The sequence below is a fragment of the Rhizobium phaseoli genome (assembly GCF_010668805.1).
GTDB classification, from domain to species: domain Bacteria; phylum Pseudomonadota; class Alphaproteobacteria; order Rhizobiales; family Rhizobiaceae; genus Rhizobium; species Rhizobium phaseoli_A.
In genome coordinates this window covers 193,716-209,860 of record NZ_WUFT01000002.1, presented here as the reverse complement: position 1 = coordinate 209,860, position 16,145 = coordinate 193,716, and the positions used below count along the sequence as shown (strand labels likewise).

14 protein-coding genes are annotated in these 16,145 nt (G+C 60.4%); 7 read left to right on the top strand and 7 right to left on the bottom strand.

The genetic code is table 11. The annotated features are described in order from the left end of the window. Window position 1 precedes the first annotated feature (1 nt). Window positions 2–1,189 (top strand): galactarate dehydratase, encoded by a 1,188-nt coding sequence (locus tag GR197_RS04200; protein WP_007635097.1) that lies wholly within the window; start codon window positions 2–4, stop codon window positions 1,187–1,189. Window positions 1,190–1,661: 472 nt separating this feature from the next. After that, on the top strand, window positions 1,662–2,570 hold the full coding sequence (locus tag GR197_RS04195; protein WP_164006865.1) for a pirin family protein: 909 nt from the start codon (window positions 1,662–1,664) through the stop codon (window positions 2,568–2,570). A 170-nt stretch (window positions 2,571–2,740) separates the two neighbouring features. On the opposite strand, the gene GR197_RS04190 is transcribed toward GR197_RS04195, so the two are convergent. From GR197_RS04190 to GR197_RS04160, 7 genes are all read right to left on the bottom strand, one after another. Further along, the gene (locus tag GR197_RS04190) at window positions 2,741–3,313 is read right to left on the bottom strand and encodes an NADPH-dependent FMN reductase (RefSeq protein ID WP_164006863.1); all 573 of its coding nucleotides are present in this window, start codon (window positions 3,311–3,313) and stop codon (window positions 2,741–2,743) included. A gap of 81 nt (window positions 3,314–3,394) precedes the next feature. Beyond that, entirely contained in the window at window positions 3,395–4,060 is a 666-nt protein-coding gene (locus GR197_RS04185; RefSeq protein ID WP_164006861.1) for a nitroreductase, read from the bottom strand. 192 nt (window positions 4,061–4,252) lie between these two features. Then, window positions 4,253–4,612, bottom strand: coding sequence for an ArsR/SmtB family transcription factor (locus tag GR197_RS04180; RefSeq protein ID WP_164007238.1), 360 nt, complete (start codon window positions 4,610–4,612; stop codon window positions 4,253–4,255). A 207-nt stretch (window positions 4,613–4,819) separates the two neighbouring features. Next, window positions 4,820–5,512 carry a response regulator transcription factor gene (locus tag GR197_RS04175; protein ID WP_164006859.1) on the bottom strand — a complete coding sequence of 231 codons (693 nt, stop codon included), beginning with the start codon at window positions 5,510–5,512 and terminating at the stop codon, window positions 4,820–4,822. Window position 5,513: 1 nt separating this feature from the next. Continuing rightward, complete coding sequence (locus GR197_RS04170) at window positions 5,514–5,891, bottom strand: response regulator (protein WP_164006857.1); 378 nt, start codon at window positions 5,889–5,891, stop codon at window positions 5,514–5,516. 2 nt (window positions 5,892–5,893) lie between these two features. Then, entirely contained in the window at window positions 5,894–6,535 is a 642-nt protein-coding gene (locus GR197_RS04165; RefSeq protein WP_164006855.1) for a response regulator transcription factor, read from the bottom strand. Next, window positions 6,532–10,167, bottom strand: a complete 3,636-nt coding sequence (locus GR197_RS04160; protein WP_164006853.1) for a PAS domain-containing protein — start codon at window positions 10,165–10,167, stop codon at window positions 6,532–6,534. The genes GR197_RS04165 and GR197_RS04160 overlap by 4 nt, the downstream gene beginning before the upstream one ends. A gap of 341 nt (window positions 10,168–10,508) precedes the next feature. Here GR197_RS04160 and GR197_RS04155 point away from each other — a divergent pair, with 341 nt between their 5' ends. From GR197_RS04155 to repB, 5 genes are all read left to right on the top strand, one after another. After that, entirely contained in the window at window positions 10,509–11,261 is a 753-nt protein-coding gene (locus GR197_RS04155) for an SDR family oxidoreductase (RefSeq protein ID WP_164006851.1), read from the top strand. Window positions 11,262–11,517: 256 nt separating this feature from the next. After that, window positions 11,518–12,288, top strand: coding sequence for an alpha/beta fold hydrolase (locus GR197_RS04150; RefSeq protein ID WP_164006849.1), 771 nt, complete (start codon window positions 11,518–11,520; stop codon window positions 12,286–12,288). Between the two features lie 323 nt (window positions 12,289–12,611). Next, a complete protein-coding gene (locus tag GR197_RS04145; RefSeq protein ID WP_164006847.1) occupies window positions 12,612–13,493 on the top strand; it encodes a DUF72 domain-containing protein in 882 nt (293 codons plus the stop codon). A gap of 419 nt (window positions 13,494–13,912) precedes the next feature. Then, window positions 13,913–15,106 carry a plasmid partitioning protein RepA gene (repA, locus tag GR197_RS04140; RefSeq protein ID WP_164006845.1) on the top strand — a complete coding sequence of 398 codons (1,194 nt, stop codon included), beginning with the start codon at window positions 13,913–13,915 and terminating at the stop codon, window positions 15,104–15,106. 3 nt (window positions 15,107–15,109) lie between these two features. Further along, window positions 15,110–16,126, top strand: coding sequence for a plasmid partitioning protein RepB (repB, locus tag GR197_RS04135; protein ID WP_164006843.1), 1,017 nt, complete (start codon window positions 15,110–15,112; stop codon window positions 16,124–16,126). Window positions 16,127–16,145: the final 19 nt, after the last annotated feature.

The window sequence follows — 16,145 nt, the reverse complement described above, 5'->3', positions numbered from 1 at the left end:
GATGAAGATCGACCGCATGCGGGTTTTCATGACCCGCGACAAGGACCGTCCGCGCGTGATCGTCGCGCTCGATACCGATGACGGACTGACGGGCTGGGGCGAATGCTACAATCACGGCCCCGACAAGGCGCTTCCGCCGCTGCTCGATTATCTCTACGCCTTTGTGGCCGGCCAGGATCCGACACGCGTCGAGTATCTGGTCAACCTGCTGATCCAGCAAAGCCGGTTCCCGCCGGGCGCGCTTGGTCTTGCCGCGATCTCTGCGCTTGATCATTGCCTGTGGGACCTCGCGGCCAAGGCGGCGAATGTGCCGGTCTACAAGCTGCTCGGTGGCGAGGTGCGTGACCGTATCAAGGTCTATGCCGGGGTCTATACCGCTCCGGATGCACCGGCGGCCCGCGATGAGTTCGATCGCCTGAAGGAGGGATGGGGCTTCACTGCCTTCAAGCTCAGCCCCTGGCGGATCGACATGCACTCCAATCGCTGGGGCAATGTCGTGAAGGCTTCGGCGGATTATTTCCGTTCGCTGCGCGAAACGGTCAACGACGAATACGAGATCGCCTTCGACGCCCATGCGAAGATTTTCGAGCCGGTCGCGGCTCGCCAGCTGGGCAATGCATTGGCGCCTTACGACCCGCTCTTCTTCGAGGAGCCGCTGCGGCCAGAAAACATCGAGGCCTGGGGCGATCTGAAACAGGGCCTTAACTGCACGCTGGCGACGGGCGAGTCGCTCTACAACAGAAACGAGTTCCTACGGCTGCTTCAGGTCAAGGGCGCCGACCTCATCCAGCCGGACATCTGCGTCGTTGGCGGCATCAGCGAAATGCGCCGCATTGCCACGCTGGCCGAAGCCTTCTTCGTCGGCGTCGCCCCGCACAACCCGATGGGGCCGCTGGCAACGGCAGTCAATGTGCATTTTTCGGCTGCAGCGCAGAATTTCCGCATTCTCGAATACAGGCTGCCCAAGGGCCAGGCCTATGTCTATGGCGGCAACGATATCGAGAAGCGGGAGGGGGAAACCCGTTACGTCGTCGATCCCTATCTGCCGAAGGACGGTTATCTCGAACTGCGCCCGGATCGGCCCGGCTGGGGCGTCGAGATGGACGAGAAGGCGATGGAGGAGGAAGGCTACATCCACTGGCAGCGCCGTGTGCCGAAACGGCCGGATGGCTCCTACGCCTTCGCCTGAGGCGATTGCCCGTTCAAGAAACGGGAGCCGGCCGCGACCCGCACGGACGCGCGGCCGGCTCCCGCCGCAAAAGAGTGAAGCCGGACAGGTGGGACGCTCGCCTGCCAATTCGTCGGCCACAGGGTGAAACCGAAAAAACCCCTGTGTTCATCATCCCTGTCGCGTTCGGTTAACACGGCTCACGACCGGAAATTCCCAGAATGCGCGGCCTTCGGCCATAGAGCCACGTGGCCGCGTTCGGCAAACCAAAGCCTATGTTGCCGGGAGGGTTTTCTCGGGAAGGGGAGAGGGCCTTATCCAGGCAGTCGGTGCGCACCAGCATATCGGCAGTGGAGTGCCACCTCTCGTGCCTATCGGCCCGAGACCAAAGCTTAGCCGTTTCGATACTTTCCGATAATACCCACCGAAATTACCGCTCGCTACCCTTGCCCGAATGCGGCCGCAAGCGCCGCCGCGCAAGGAGACCCGAGCCATGTCACTCTTCCAAAGCGACTTTTCCGGCGCAAACGCCATTCGGCTTCCGACAGTGCGCCACGCCGAACATGGGGCAAATTCCATGCGGATCCTGCCCGCCGTCCACCAGCGCATGATCGGCCCCTTCGTCTTCCTGGAACAGTTGGGCCCGCAGGCCTTCGCGGCAGGCGAGGGCTTCGACATGCTGGCGCATCCTCATCTCGGCCTCTCAGCCGTCACCTACCTGACGGATGGCGAACTCATTCATCGCGACAGCCTCGGCGGCGTGCAGACAATCCTTCCCGGCGACGTGAACTGGATGACATCGGGTTCCGGCATCGTGCATTCGGAGCGCAGCTCGCCGGAAAGCAGGCTATCGGGAGGCGACTTCTTCGGCATCCAGGCCTGGGTCGCCCTTCCCGCCCGCTTCGAAGAGATCGACGCCAGCTTTGCCCATCACGCGGCATCCGATGTGCCGAGACTTTACGCCGACGGCGTCGAGTTCACCCTGATCGCCGGAGCATCCGACGGCCTCACCGCCCTGGTCAAGACACTGTCCGATCTGGTCTATGCCGAGATCGTGCTCACCAGCGGCGCTCGATATCAGGTCAGGTCGGAGCACGTTGAGCGCGCCGTCTACGTCGTCACCGGAGAAGTGGAGATCGTCGGCCAGGCCGGTGTATTCGGCGAGGGCGAGCTGATCGTGCTGAAGCCCGGCGCTGAAATCATTCTCCGGGCGCCAGCCTACCATGCCGCGCGGATGATGCTTCTCGGCGGCGAACCGTTTCCCGAGCCGCGATACATGGACTGGAACTTCGTTTCCTCTTCGCCGGAGCGGATCGAGCAGGCGAAACGGGATTGGAGCCAGCAGCGCTTTCCAGTCATTCCGGGCGAAGACGATTTCGCGCCTCGCTCCGTCCTGTCATGAGTAACCGCTGTTACGCTCGCACCTTGACTACGACGTTACGACTAGTACCGCGACGTCGGGGGACGGCACCTTCGCACCAATAGCGGTCGGCGGCCATCTCGCACTTGCAATGACACGTTGATTGCAGCAGTTTCCGAAACTGCCTTTCGCGATCCCTGGTTCCGCGCCCTCTAGGCATCTTTCGGCAGCGCTGAGCGAACCCTTGTGATGAAGACATGGAAGTCCCGCATGAAAGTGCGCAGGAAATCAGCGGTGGTGTCGTTCGTGACCTCGCCGTCATCTGTGATCAGCCCTGGGGTGAACTGGATGTAGGCTTCGGGAGCATTCATCTGGGGAGAGTTGCAGAAACTGAGCACGCTGCGCAAATTCTGCTGGGCGACTGCCGTGCCGATCGCGCCCGGCGACGTGCCGATCACCGCTGACGGCTTGCGAGTGAACGAGTTGGTGCCGTAGGGGCGGCTCGCCCAGTCGATTGCGTTTTTCAGCCCGCCGGGTATGGATCGGTTGTATTCGGGCGTGACGAACAGCACGGCATCGACGGCCGCGATATCAGCCTTGAATGCCTTGCCGGCCGGGGGATAGTCGGCGTCATAGTCGTAGCTGTAGAACGGCAGGTCCTTGAAGGATATTTCCGACATTTCAAGTTCCGGCGGGGCGAACCGCACCAACGCCCTGGCAAGCTGGCGATTGATCGAGCCCTTGGCGAGGCTGCCGATGAGATAGCCTACTTTATGCGTGGTCATGGCGTTCTCCAATGTCACGCATGACAAGGACGTCGTGCGCAAGAATCATAAAGGGCCCTCTTGTCCTTTGAGCGCACGTCACTAATCACCGACGAAGGTGACCGTCTCGGCGAGCGGGGCGCGGCCCGTATGGGCAGAACTTGCCGCGGGGTCCTCATAGCCGATCGACATGCCGCAGAAGAGGACGAGCCCGTCCGGCGGTGATAAGACCTCCGCCACCGTCTCGCGAACCTGTGACCACGCCATCTGCGGGCAACTGTGCAGGCCTTCGGCGCGCAGCAGCAACATGATGGTCTGCAGATACATGCCGACGTCGGCCCATTGGGGTGAGCCCAGGTCACGGTCGATGTAGCAGAACAGGGCGGCGGGCGCGCCGAAGCAGTTCCAGTTGGCGATTGCTGCCCGCTGGCGCGCCTCCCAGTCCTCGCGCGCAATGCCGAGCGCGCTGTAGCGCTCCTTGCCGAAGGCGGAACGGCGCTCCCCGTACGGGGACTTCAGCGCGGGCGGGTACATCTCGTATTGCCGTTCGTCCCAGGGATCGCCGTGGGCCACGCGCTCGACGGCTGATGTCTTGAGCTCGGCAAGCGTCGCGCCGGTCATCACGTAGGTATTCCACGGCTGGATGTTCGATCCTGACGGCGACCAAGCCGCGGCGGACAGGACGCGCTCAAGTATCTCCCTGGCCACTGGCTTGTCTTTGAATCCGCGCACCGACCGTCGGCTAGTGACTGCCTCATATACGTCCATCATCGCCTCCTGCTGACCGTTCAGTTCCTGATGTGGTTGATTATCTCCATTCGCAATGGAGACGTAATCACACCCTGGTCTAGGAGGCGTACATCAAACGTCCATCAGAGACCGATGCATCCGATCTGACGCCTGCAAGATCACCCTCAGCAGAATCGGAGACCAATCACGAGCAGCAAGAGCATGGCCTCGTCATTTCGTCAGGTGCCCGGCTCGGACGCTGTCTACCGGGGAGCGATGGTCCGATCCGAAGATGTCGGCGAGCGTATCGAGCATCGTCCTAGCCGTGCCGGATTGAAGTGAATAAAAGATCGTCTGGGCAGACCTTCGCGTCTGCACGAGTCCTTGTTCTCGAAGAATTGCCAGATGCTGGGAAGTCGAGGATTGGCTCAGTCCCACTTCATCAGCCAGGACGGTCACGGACACTTCTCCCTCGGTCAACAGATGCAGAATGTGAAGCCGTTTGGCATTCCCCATGGCCGACAAGAAGTTTGCTTCGATGTCGAAGGCGTTGGCTTCAGGGGCGGGCGCGGCTGGTGATTGATTGTACAGGCGTGATCTCCTTTATGAAATCCAAGCCGGGCATGAGGTCATATCCCTGAGCTTTAATTTAGAGATAACGCATGGGTGCCAAGGCGAAACCCATTGCCGGCGCCGCGCCGTCTTTTTCAACGCGAATCGGATACGGTGCGCATCAAATGGACAGGCAACTGATGTGCGAGGCGGATTCTTCGTCGTTGGAAAGCGGCCGGCAAAAAATTAGCGCGAGCCTGCCTGCCGCATTTGCGCCGGCAGCGTCTCCCAGGCCCGGATCAGTTCGCCGATCGAGGCGGCCTCCATCTTGTGCATGACGTTGCTGCGATGCAGCTTGACCGTCACTTCGCTGATGCCGAGATCGAAGGCGATCTGCTTGTTGAGGCGTCCGCGCGCCACTTCGTGCAGAACTTCGCGCTCGCGTTGCGTCAGCGTCTCCAGGCGTTTGACATTGCGTTTGGCGATTGCGGCTTCGGCTCGTCGTTCGGCATCCATCGCAATAGCCGCAGTGATGGCGTCGAGCAGCGTCTGGTCCCGGACCGGTTTGGTAAGAAAATCCACAGCACCCGCCTTCATTGCCTGGACGGTCATCGGGATGTCTCCGTGGCCGGTCAGAAAAATGATCGGCTTGGAAATGCCGTTTTCGGCCAGATGGCTCTGCAGATGAAGGCCGCTTGCTCCGGGCATGCGCACATCGAGGATCAGGCAACCAGGGTTTTCCATTATATCGGCATCAAGCAATTCGCGGGTCGAGGCAAAACTGACCGACTGAAAACCCGCCGACAGGATCAATTCCGACAGCGCCTCGCGAACCGATGCGTCGTCATCGACGATAATGACGAGCGGCTGATCCTCTTCATATTTGCACTGCAATGATAACGGCGCCGATCTCCGCAGCAACGGCTGGTCAACTCTCATGTTACCCTCCATCTCTCGATTGGTGTAAAGCATTGGCGATAGCCGCCAGCAGGGCCTGGGCATCGAAGGGCTTGCGGAAGAATCCACCGCCTCCCTGAGCGCGACCCTGATCCGCTATCTCGTGGCGGCCGGTGATCAGGAATACCGGCAACTCGGGACGTGATCGTCTCACCAGGTCACGAAGCTCGAAGCCGTCGATACCGGGCATTCCGATATCGGTGATGAGCAGGTCGAGGTCCGACAACCCGCTGACGAGCAGCGAGCCCGCCGACGGGAAGCCGCGGGCCACGTAGCCCGCCGATTCCAGAAGGTCGCCCATCGATTCCAGCAGTCTTGGATCGTCATCGACAATTGCGACGACATGTCTTGTCTCGTTCATGTTCAATTCCCCCCCACTCGGCGCGAGTGGGTAATCGGTATTTCCAATTTCTCCGCGATCCGCACGAGATCGGCGAGCGACGCCGCCGCCATTTTTTGCATCACATTTCTTCTATGGATCTGCAGCGTAACTTCGCTGATCCCCAATTCGGCTGCCGCCTGCTTGTTGAGAAGACCGCTGACCACGAGCGGCAGCACTTCGCGCTCGCGTGGAGTCAGCTCGAGATAGTGTCGTTTGAGCATATCGAGTTCGGCGCGGTCCGATCTCTTCACCCGATCCTGGGCGAGCGCCGCATGGATTGCCGCCAGGAGATCCGCGTCACTGAACGGTTTGGTCAGAAAATCCACGGCGCCGCTTTTGATCGCACGCACGGAGGAGGGGATATCGCCGTGTCCGGTAATGAAGACGATCGGCGGATGATCCCCGTCGGCGATCTGTCTCTGCAGGTCGAGGCCGTTGATGTCAGGCAGCTCGATATCGAGGATAAGGCAGGCGGCTACATCAGACTTGTCCGCTTTCACGTAATCGCCGGCAGATTCGAAGGCGATGGCGCGCATGCCGTGCGCGTCCATGAGCTCGCTGAGCGCCTCCCGGACACGTTCGTCGTCATCGACGATGAAGACGATATGGTCATCGTCCGTCATGACGCCGCCTTCGTTTCTATTGGCAAGGTGAAGATCAACGTCGCTCCGTGCGGATCGTTCTTCTCTGCCCACAATCGTCCGCCGTGCAGCTCGACGATCGAGCGGCAGATCGCCAGACCCATGCCCATGCCATTTTCCTTTGTCGTGAAGAACGGCTCGAACATCTTCTCGGGGAACGCGATACCCTGACCGCGATCGCTGATTTCGGTCTGCACGGCATTCCCCATATGGCGCACGCGCATGCCGATCACCTTGTCGCCGGCGACAGTGTCCATCGCTTCGATGCCGTTGCGGACGAGATTGATCAGGACCTGCTGGATCTGGACCCGATCGATGGCGATGAGCGGAAGGTTTGCATCGACGTCCATGTCCATCCTGACGCGCCGCCGCGACGCTTCATCGGCCATGAGATTGCGGGCTTCGTCGACGACGCCGGCGAGCGTCGTGTAGACCCTCCGGTCTGCGGATTGCTTGAACAGGGCGCGGATGCGGCTGACGACATCGGCGGCCGAGTTTGCGTCGCGGATGATCCGCTCGACCGTCCTCTGTGCCCGCTCCATGTTCGGGGGGGCGGCCATCAGCCAGCGCTGGCAGGCATGCGAGTTGGCGACGACGGCGGCAAGCGGCTGGTTCACCTCATGGGCGATGGAGGCTGAAAGCTCGGCAAGGCTCGCCACCTGGCTTGCCCGTGCAAGGCCTTCCCGCGCCTGACGCAGATCTTCCTCCGTGCGAACCTCACTGTCGATATCAAGGCAGATGACGTTCCACTGGACGATGACGCCTTCGGCATTGCGCATCGGTGCCGCACGCGTCTCGACCCAACGATATTCCCCATCGTAGCGCCGCAGACGATGCCGGCGCGCATAGGGCTCGCCGGTGGATAATGAGTGGGCATAGTTCTCTTTGACCCCCGCCACGTCGTCGGGATGAACGCCCGCATCGAGCGTGCCGTCCAGACGGGTTTTCCCCGTTCCATCAAGCTCTTCAAGCTTATATCCGAGGAAATCGCGGAGCTGAGGGTTGCGGTATACCGGCTCCCCATCGGGCGCCGCACAATCGATCATCGCCGGCAGCGTTTCGACGATCTGCCAGAGCGAACGTTCCCTCTCGCGCAACTCCTCCTCGATGCGAAGCTGATCGTCGATGTCATGGGTCAGCCCGTACCATTGAATGATCCGTCCGTTTTCGTCCCTCAGCGGTTCGGCACTGCCTCTGACCCAGCGGTAGACGCCATCGGCGCGTCGCAGGCGATACTGTTTCGAGAAGCGCTCGCCGGTGGCGAAGGAATGCTTCAGCGCCTCGGCTAGGCTTTCCGCATCGTCGGGATGAATGGCGGCTTCGATGATGGCGGACAGGTTCATGCCGGGCTTGCCCGGGTTTGCAATATCGGGACCGAGAAAATTGATCAGCCGCTGGTTGAAGAAGGTCGGCTCCCCCTCCGCATTCAGGCGCCAGAGAAGGCTCGGTACAATGTCGACGAGCTGTGACAGCTCCCGTTCCCGCTCACGCAGGGCCTGTTGCGCACGCACCTCGTCATCGATGTCGATCGCAGCCGCGTACCATTGTACGATCGCTCCATTCTGATCCCGCAACGGCTCTGCGCGGCCTTCCATCCAGCGATATTCGCCGTCCGCCCAACGCCGGCGATACCGGATTGTATAGGGCTCGCCGGTCGCAAGCGCGTGAGCGAGCACTTCCCTCATGCGCGGCCCATCTTCCGGATGCACGGTCGCCCCGATGATGGCCGCCGAGCGGCTGATGTCAGGCGTGTCCCAGGCCGCGACGTCGTCCACCCCAATGGATTGCAGTGTGCGTCTGCTGAAGAAGGTTGGCTTGCCGTCGGGCGCCATGCGGGCAATGTGCACCGGGACCATGTCCACGAGCTGGGAGAGCTCGCGCTCGCGATCACGCAACGCCTCCAGGGCGCGCACTTCCTCGTCGACATCGAGAGAAACGCCGTACCACTGTACGACCGTTCCGTTGTCGTCGCGCCGGGGTTCCACCCGGCATTCCGCCCAGCGGTAGACGCCGTCTTTTTCGCGCCAGCGAAACCGCATGGCGGTAGCGCCGCCGCTTTCGAAACAATTCTGCAGCGTGCGCTGGACGTCGGGCGCGTCTTCGGGATGAATCAGCTGCCGCAGCAGCTCTTCGATGCGCGGTTGCCCGAGAGCGTCGAAATTGGCGATGACGGCGCGGAAATGGTCCTGATAGCGTTTGTTGAAATAGACCGACCCGCTCGCCGGCTCCACGCTCCAGACGCGAACCGGCACCGCGTCGATCATCTGCTGCAGCGCTTGCTCGCTCTGGCGCACCGCCTCTTCGGCACGGACCTGATCGTCGATGTCGTGGCAAAGACCGTACCACTGGACGATGCTGCCGGTCTGATCCCGCATCGGTTCGGCGCGGCTCGACATCCAGTGATAGACGCCGTCGGCTCGGCGCAGCCGATAGCGCATGGCGAAGTTTTCGCCGGTGGCGAGGCAATGATTGAGCGCATCTTTGAAGCTGGTAGCATCATCGGGATGAATGATGGCGTCGATGACCGCCTCCCGCCGGCTCACGCCCGGCCTGTCCGAATCCGCGACATCCAAACCGAGGAAATCGATCATTCGTCTGTTAAAGAAGGTCGGTTCGCCCTCGGGTGTCAGACGCCAGACGTGGCTCGGAACCATGTCGACGAGTTGCGAGAGCTCCTGCTCCCGCTCGCGCAACGTCCCCACGCTTTGGCGCAATGTGAGCACGGCCAGCTGGTGTTGCCTGGATATGGCGGCGACGATCAGCGCCGAAAATGCCGAGATGGCCAGAAAGAGCTGCAGCATGATCTGCTTGTGTTTCTGGGACTCGGGATCGCCGACAGATTGGCCGGCGCCTGTTATCGTGAAGACGGCGGTGATCAGGGCGAGGAGCACTAGCGATATGGCAGCGCCCTTGAACTCGAAGCGGACCGCGGCCCAAAGAAGCGGGGGCATGATGATGTAGGCGAAGGGAAGGTAGCCGCTGAGAGACAGAGCGGCGACACCGAGAAAAATCAGTCCGAGAACGCAAGCCTCCAGCCATTGCGCGGCTGAGAGCCGGGTCTTGCCGCGCCAGTTGTGGGCCACGGCGAGCGCCAGCGGCGCGACGATCAGGACGCCGGTTGCATCACCGATCCACCAGAGAGGCCAGGCCGTCACGAAGGATTGCGATTGGATGCCAAACCAGGCAAGCGTCGCACTTCCCACCGTCGCACTCACGACTGGCGCAATTCCGGCGCCCAGCACGACGAAGGCGAGAACTTCCTGCAAGGTTTCCAACTGCGCCGGCCGCTTCAAGGCCTGATTGACCAGCCATGCCGCGACCACCGCTTCAAGGGCATTGCCGACATAGATCAGGGAGGCCGCTGGCAGCGGACTAAAGAACCAGATGGCATTGCTGAACAGCTCTGCCAGGCAGCCTCCCAGTATCCACCATGGCCAGCTGCGCCTGGAGGCGAGGATGAGCGTAGCAATGAAAAGCCCGCCCGGAGGCCAGATGGAAATGCCCGTTCCCGGCACGATCGCGAGCAACTGGGCAAAGCCGCAGGCGAGCACATAGGCGACGATAAAAAGCGTGAGATGGAGGAATCGGGGGCGGTGCGACCAGACGCTCATCATCAACCGTTCCTGCCGGACGGACAAAGCCGGGGGATCGTCAGCATGTAGTACAGCACTCGTTTTCGATGTCGGGATCGGCGAGCTCATGATCGAACCGTAACCCTGTGGAACCACAGCCGCAACTCATGGAAATCCATGCATTGCGCGGAGAGGTAGCGTTGGCCTGGGGCTGGATCTTCGGCGCTAACCAGGAGCGGCACGACGTTTCCGTTCCTGGCGGGTCGTCCTATACCTTGGAACTGCTGCATTATACCTACGGCTAGGGCGTCTACCCTCAGGCATGATGGAAGGATTTTGGCTTTCCGGTCATTGTCGGTCCAATCGATCGCGAGGATGCCGACATGAAAATTACCGTGGTGGGAGCAAGCGGTCTCATCGGAACGCGGCTCAGCGATAGCCTGCGCCGGTCGGGCCACGAGGTCACGGCCGCATCCTTGTCGCTTGGCGTCGATACGGTTACCGGTAAAGGTCTCGATGCAGCTATAGCCGGAAACGACGTCATCGTGGATGTGACCAATGCCGCATCCTTCGGCGACAGCACGGCACTGGATTTCTTCAAGGCATCGACGAAGAATTTGCTCACGGCTGCGGCGGAGGCCGGCGTCGGGCATTATCTCGCTCTCTCCGTCGTCGGCACGCCCCGGCTCGTTGAAAGCGACTATTTTCGCGCGAAAATGGTACAGGAAAACCTTATCCGAGCTTCAAATCGTCCCTATACCATCCTCCGCTCCACTCAGTTTTACGAGTTCATCAATGGATTGATCGACATCGGTGCGCAGGATGACGTCTTTCGACTGCCGCCGGCATTGATGAGGCCGGTCGCAGCTGGGGAGGTTGCCACCTTCCTGGCCGAATTGACCCTCGCAGCTCCTTTGGGTGGTATCGTCGAAATCGGCGGTCCGGAACAATTTGGTGTCGATGACGTCGCGCGGATCTATCTCGCCGCCAACGAAGACGAGCGGCAGGTGATAACGGATCCGTTTACGTCGTATTTTGGTGTCGAATTGACCGATGACGCGCTGCTCCCAGATGCAGCCGCGCAGGTGGCGGCGCAGACGCTCTCCGACTGGCTCAACCAATCGATGGCGGATTAGTTCTGCCGGTGATCGGTTTCATTGAGCCGGTAGCGGAATTCACGCCAAAATCCGTTGTGCCCCTGAACCTGCTACCTCGTCTATCGCGGCCATCGCTGCGCGAGCGTCCTTGGGAAATTTTTTCCTGACCGAGCGAAGTTGACGTTACCTCGGGAACGCAGGACAATCTTCAAATCAAGTGAATATGGATGTCGAGGCTTGCCTTCGTAAAGAATTGCGCATAATTAAATCGCACACGATATAGAGGAGCTTAATGATGTTGAAGATGTTTGTCGCCGCCGCCGCAATCGCCGCCTTCGGCCTTTCCAATGCCCGAGCAGCCGAAAAGCCGACGGTTGTACTTGTTCATGGCGCATTTGCAGATGCCTCCAGTTGGAATGGCGTGATCACACGTCTGGAAAAGGATGGATATCCGGTAGTGGCGGTCGCTAATCCGCTTCGAAGCGTCACGTCCGATGGCGATTACGTGCGCAAAGTGGTCGCGGGATTGAAGACGGATGTTGTCCTCGTCGGTCACTCCTACGGTGGCGCAGTCATCAACGAGGCAGCAGCACACAGCGCGAACGTTAAATCGCTGGTCTTCGTCGCGGCTTTCGCGCCCGATGTTGGAGAAACGGCGCTTGCGCTTTCAGGTAAGTTTCCAGGAAGCACGCTCGCACCGACCCTTGCCGAACCGGTGCTGTTGGATGGTGGAGTCAAGGACCTGTACATCAAGCAGGGCGAGTTTCACGATCAATTCGCCGCAGATGTATCCAAGGCGGAGGGCAAACTGATGGCCGCAACGCAGCGTCCGATCACGGACAAGGCTCTTGGCGAGGCTTCGACTTCGGCGAGCTGGAAGAATATCCCTTCCTGGTTCGTTTACGGCGATGCGGATAAAAACATACCGCCGGCAGCGCTTGCATGGATGGCGGAAAGAGCGGGCTCGAAAGAGACGGTTGTGGTTAAAGGTGCGTCGCACGTCGTAATGGTATCTCATCCCGATAAAGTTGCGAAGGTCATCGAAGACGCTGCGTCCAACAAATAAGCGTACGGTGCCGCGGCCGGATCAATATTGGTCCGGTCGTGGTTTGACAAAAGCTTGATTGCAGGGCGATAGCCATTGAACATGCCGCCCCAGCGTTAGTCGCTGCATCTCCCCGGTTAGTCGATCGCCCGCGCGATGGTGAGCGTAGTCTCGCCCATGGCGCGCGACATTTGCCGGCGATGTTGCCTCATGCAGGCCTGGCGGCGGTTTGGACGGAACAGATGATTTCCATCGAAGTCGAATCGTAATCCAGGCCGCCGCCGGCCGGTTGGTCGCCGTAAGCGCAGGGATTTTTGAAGCCGGCGATACGTGGGACCCGTGACGTGGCGGAAATGTCGACAGATGACCGGGAGAAACGAAGGGCGCGGCGAGCGGAGCGACGCCAGAAGCAGCGCGAGGCCAACATCGAACGTGCTGCCAAGATGCACGAGGTCCGGATCCACTCTGAGGATCGAAGCATAGCGATATCCAGTGGCGGACCTGAGGGTAAGGTCCATATCGGCTGCTCCGGCTGGTATTACTGGCATTGGCAGGGCCTGTTCTACCCGGCCGATGCTCCTCGAAATCAATGGTTCTCGTTTTACGAACGACAGTTCAAAACGGTCGAGCTGAACGCTCCGTTTTACTCGTGGCCGACGGTTGCCGCGGTGAAAACCTGGCTTCGCCAGGCGACCGGTGATTTCGTCTATACCATCAAGGTGTGCGAGCTCATTACGCATGTCAGGCGTTTTGACGATTGCGGCGAATTGATCAGAGATTTCGGTTATGTCGCGGACATGCTCGGTGAGCGAATGGGCTGTTTCCTCTTCCAGCTGCCGCCGAGCATCCGCTATTCACCTGAAACTCTGCAGCTCGTTCTTCGCCAGCTCGATCCGTTCCGCCGGAACGTCGTTGAATTCCGCCACAAAAGTTGGTGGACCGATGAGGTGTTCAGGCAGTTCGAGGCCGCCGGTGCTATCTTCTGCTCGTGTAGCGGGCCGCGTCTTCCAGACGATTTGGTGAAGACCGCAAACGAGATTTACATTCGCTTCCATGGCACCGCGCAATGGTACCGTCACGATTACAGCGAAGCCGAGCTGATGGTCTGGGCCGACCGGATAAGGAGCAGCGGGGCTAAAACCGTTTGGGCCTACTTCAACAACGACAGAGACGCTAACGCTATCAAGAACGCCAAGATGCTGTCGCGACTTCTGGGTCAGGTGTAAAACGCTACGGCCGCCGGTCCTCACGCAATATCGCAAGGCGGGCCGGTATGGCGCGGCCCGAAGGGCTTCAATAGCGACAATGAGCATATTCGAACCGGACGGAGTTCCCAATAGCCTCTGGTGATCAACGGTAACAACGACGTGAAATGTGACACACAATAGTCTGCCGGATTTTACGGATAAAATTCGATGAATTCATGTGCATAAGGAGGGCGTCGGCCTTGCTCGCCTGCAGCTCGGGCGAGCGCTAATTCCCGCCGATCGGGTGGGCGAGACCGCCAGGTTCCCGCGGCAGTTTCGCAGGCCTCACCCTGCCTTTTGGTTAAGCATTTGTAATTCAGTCACGAATCGCGGCATATAGTAACTGCGCAGCTGGGGCGCTTTCGTTCAAAATTGCGCAGTTATTTGGGAAACAGATCATGCAGCCGAGTCTTGCTCTTCAGGACGATCAAGAGCATCTCCCTTCGCTTCTGGCAACAGATGCAAAGGAGTTGTCCTATCAACTTCAGCAGCATCAGGCAAAAATCTTCCCGCCGCTTTCCCAAAAGACCATCAGAACATTTTCGCCGGCGGAAGCGGCGTCCTTCATCGGCATCGGCGAAGGTTATCTCCGGCAGGTGGCGGCCGATGGCCATGGGCCCGATCCGCTGGCCAACGGACGGCGGCTCTATAGCGCAACGGATATGGATCGGATTCGCCGGGTTCTTGACGAGCGAAACGGAACGCCGAAATATGTGCCGGCCCGCAGGCCGGGAGAGAAGCTCCAGATCGTCTCCGTCATGAATTTCAAAGGCGGCTCGGGCAAGACGACGACCGCAGCCCATTTGGCGCAGTTCATGGCGCTCAGGGGCTACCGCGTGCTCGCCGTCGATCTCGACCCGCAGGCCTCGTTGTCGGCTCTTTTCGGCCATCAGCCGGAATTCGACGTCGGTGAGGGCGAAACCATATACGGCGCCATCCGCTATGAGAATCCGCGCCCAATCGCCGACATCGTACGCGCCACCTATACGCCCAATCTGCATCTCATTCCGGGAAATCTCGAGCTGATGGAGTTCGAGCACGAGACGCCGAAGGCGATGTCGTCGGGCAGAGCGGAGACGATGTTCTTCGCCCGCATTGGCGAGGTCCTGACCGAGATCGAAAGTCTTTACGACGTCGTCGTCATCGACTGCCCGCCGCAGCTGGGGTTCTTGACGATGTCGGCGCTCTGCGCGGCGACCTCGGTGTTGATCACGGTCCATCCGCAGATGCTCGACGTCATGTCGATGTCGCAGTTTCTGACGATGACGAGCGAGCTGATGTCGGTCGTGGAGAAGGCCGGCGGGCGCACCAGCTATGACTGGATGCGCTATCTCGTGACGCGCTTCGAGCCGAACGACGGGCCGCAGAGCCAGATGACTGGCTTCATGCGGGCGATTTTTGGCAATCGCATGCTCCACAACGCCATGGTGAAGTCGACAGCAGTCGCCGACGCCGGCGTCACCAAGCAGACCCTTTACGAGGTCGAGCGGTCGCAGTTCACCCGCGGAACCTATGATCGGGCGCTGGAGTCCCTCAACTTGGTGAATAGCGAAATCGAGGCGCATCTTCGCTCCACCTGGGGAAGGAAATAGTCGATGGCGCGCAAGAACCTCATCGAAATCTCCGCTCCGAGCCCGGCAAGAGCTGAGGCGGCAAGAGTTGAAGCGGTCCTACCGCGCGACAATCGCCCGATCGCCGGCTTCGTGCCGCAGGAGCGCAGCGCGGCGCCGGTCGGCGGCATTACCAAGACGCTGGGCAATATTACGGAGAAGATGGAGCGGGCGAGTGAACTGGAACGGCAGCTCGCCGCCGGCCAGACCATTGTCGATCTCGATCCCGCCCTGATCGACGCCTCCTTCGTTAGCGATCGATTGGCGATCGACGCGACCGAACTCGCGCAGCTTGTCGAGCAAATCCGCGAGCACGGTCAGCAGGTTCCGATCCTCGTCCGTCCGCATCCCGAAACCAAGGGACGTTATCAGGTTGCCTACGGCCATCGTCGCCTAGCCGCCACTCGAGTAATCGGCATCAGGGTGCGCGCTGTCATCCGCGAGCTCACGGACGGTCAACTGGTCGTCAGCCAGGGGCAGGAAAACAGCGCTCGAACCAATCTTTCCTACATCGAGCGCGCGCTCTTCGCATCGAGGCTCGAAGAACGAAGCTTCGGCCGCGATGTGATCATGGCGGCTCTCGCCGTCGATAAGGCGGCGCTGTCGAGAATGCTGATCGTCATACGGCAGGTTCCCCTTGATCTCGTCAATGCTATCGGCGCGGCGCCCGATATCGGCCGGCGGCGGTGGCTGGAGCTGGGCGAGCGGCTTGACGGTGCCGACATCGAGAAAATCATCGCCGAGTTGTCCGCGGACGACGCTCGAAAAATCTCAAGCGATGAGCGGTTTCACCGGGCGCTTATGCTGGCTACCAGGCGGACGGCGTCGGCGAAACCGACGATTGCCCAAACCCAGCTTAGCGGCGTGCCGGTGATGATCAAAACGACAGCGTCCGGTGCGACCTTCGTCTTTGACGGCAAGTCCGCGCCCGGTTTCGATCAGTTCGTCCAGGAAAGGCTGAAGGGCCTGTTTCAGGAGTTCAACAAGGACAGAGGAGCGTAGCGCGCAAAAGAAAAAGGCC

What these genes read in the sequence shown, in the direction of transcription:
- GR197_RS04200 (WP_007635097.1), top strand. Translation starts at nt 2, where the DNA reads ATGAAGATCGACCGCATGCGGGTTTTCATGACCCGCGACAAGGACCGT.
- GR197_RS04195 (WP_164006865.1), top strand. Translation starts at nt 1,662, where the DNA reads ATGTCACTCTTCCAAAGCGACTTTTCCGGCGCAAACGCCATTCGGCTT.
- GR197_RS04190 (WP_164006863.1), bottom strand. Translation starts at nt 3,313, where the DNA reads ATGACCACGCATAAAGTAGGCTATCTCATCGGCAGCCTCGCCAAGGGC.
- GR197_RS04185 (WP_164006861.1), bottom strand. Translation starts at nt 4,060, where the DNA reads ATGGACGTATATGAGGCAGTCACTAGCCGACGGTCGGTGCGCGGATTC.
- GR197_RS04175 (WP_164006859.1), bottom strand. Translation starts at nt 5,512, where the DNA reads ATGAGAGTTGACCAGCCGTTGCTGCGGAGATCGGCGCCGTTATCATTG.
- GR197_RS04170 (WP_164006857.1), bottom strand. Translation starts at nt 5,891, where the DNA reads ATGAACGAGACAAGACATGTCGTCGCAATTGTCGATGACGATCCAAGA.
- GR197_RS04165 (WP_164006855.1), bottom strand. Translation starts at nt 6,535, where the DNA reads ATGACGGACGATGACCATATCGTCTTCATCGTCGATGACGACGAACGT.
- GR197_RS04160 (WP_164006853.1), bottom strand. Translation starts at nt 10,167, where the DNA reads ATGATGAGCGTCTGGTCGCACCGCCCCCGATTCCTCCATCTCACGCTT.
- GR197_RS04155 (WP_164006851.1), top strand. Translation starts at nt 10,509, where the DNA reads ATGAAAATTACCGTGGTGGGAGCAAGCGGTCTCATCGGAACGCGGCTC.
- GR197_RS04150 (WP_164006849.1), top strand. Translation starts at nt 11,518, where the DNA reads ATGTTGAAGATGTTTGTCGCCGCCGCCGCAATCGCCGCCTTCGGCCTT.
- repA (WP_164006845.1), top strand. Translation starts at nt 13,913, where the DNA reads ATGCAGCCGAGTCTTGCTCTTCAGGACGATCAAGAGCATCTCCCTTCG.
- repB (WP_164006843.1), top strand. Translation starts at nt 15,110, where the DNA reads ATGGCGCGCAAGAACCTCATCGAAATCTCCGCTCCGAGCCCGGCAAGA.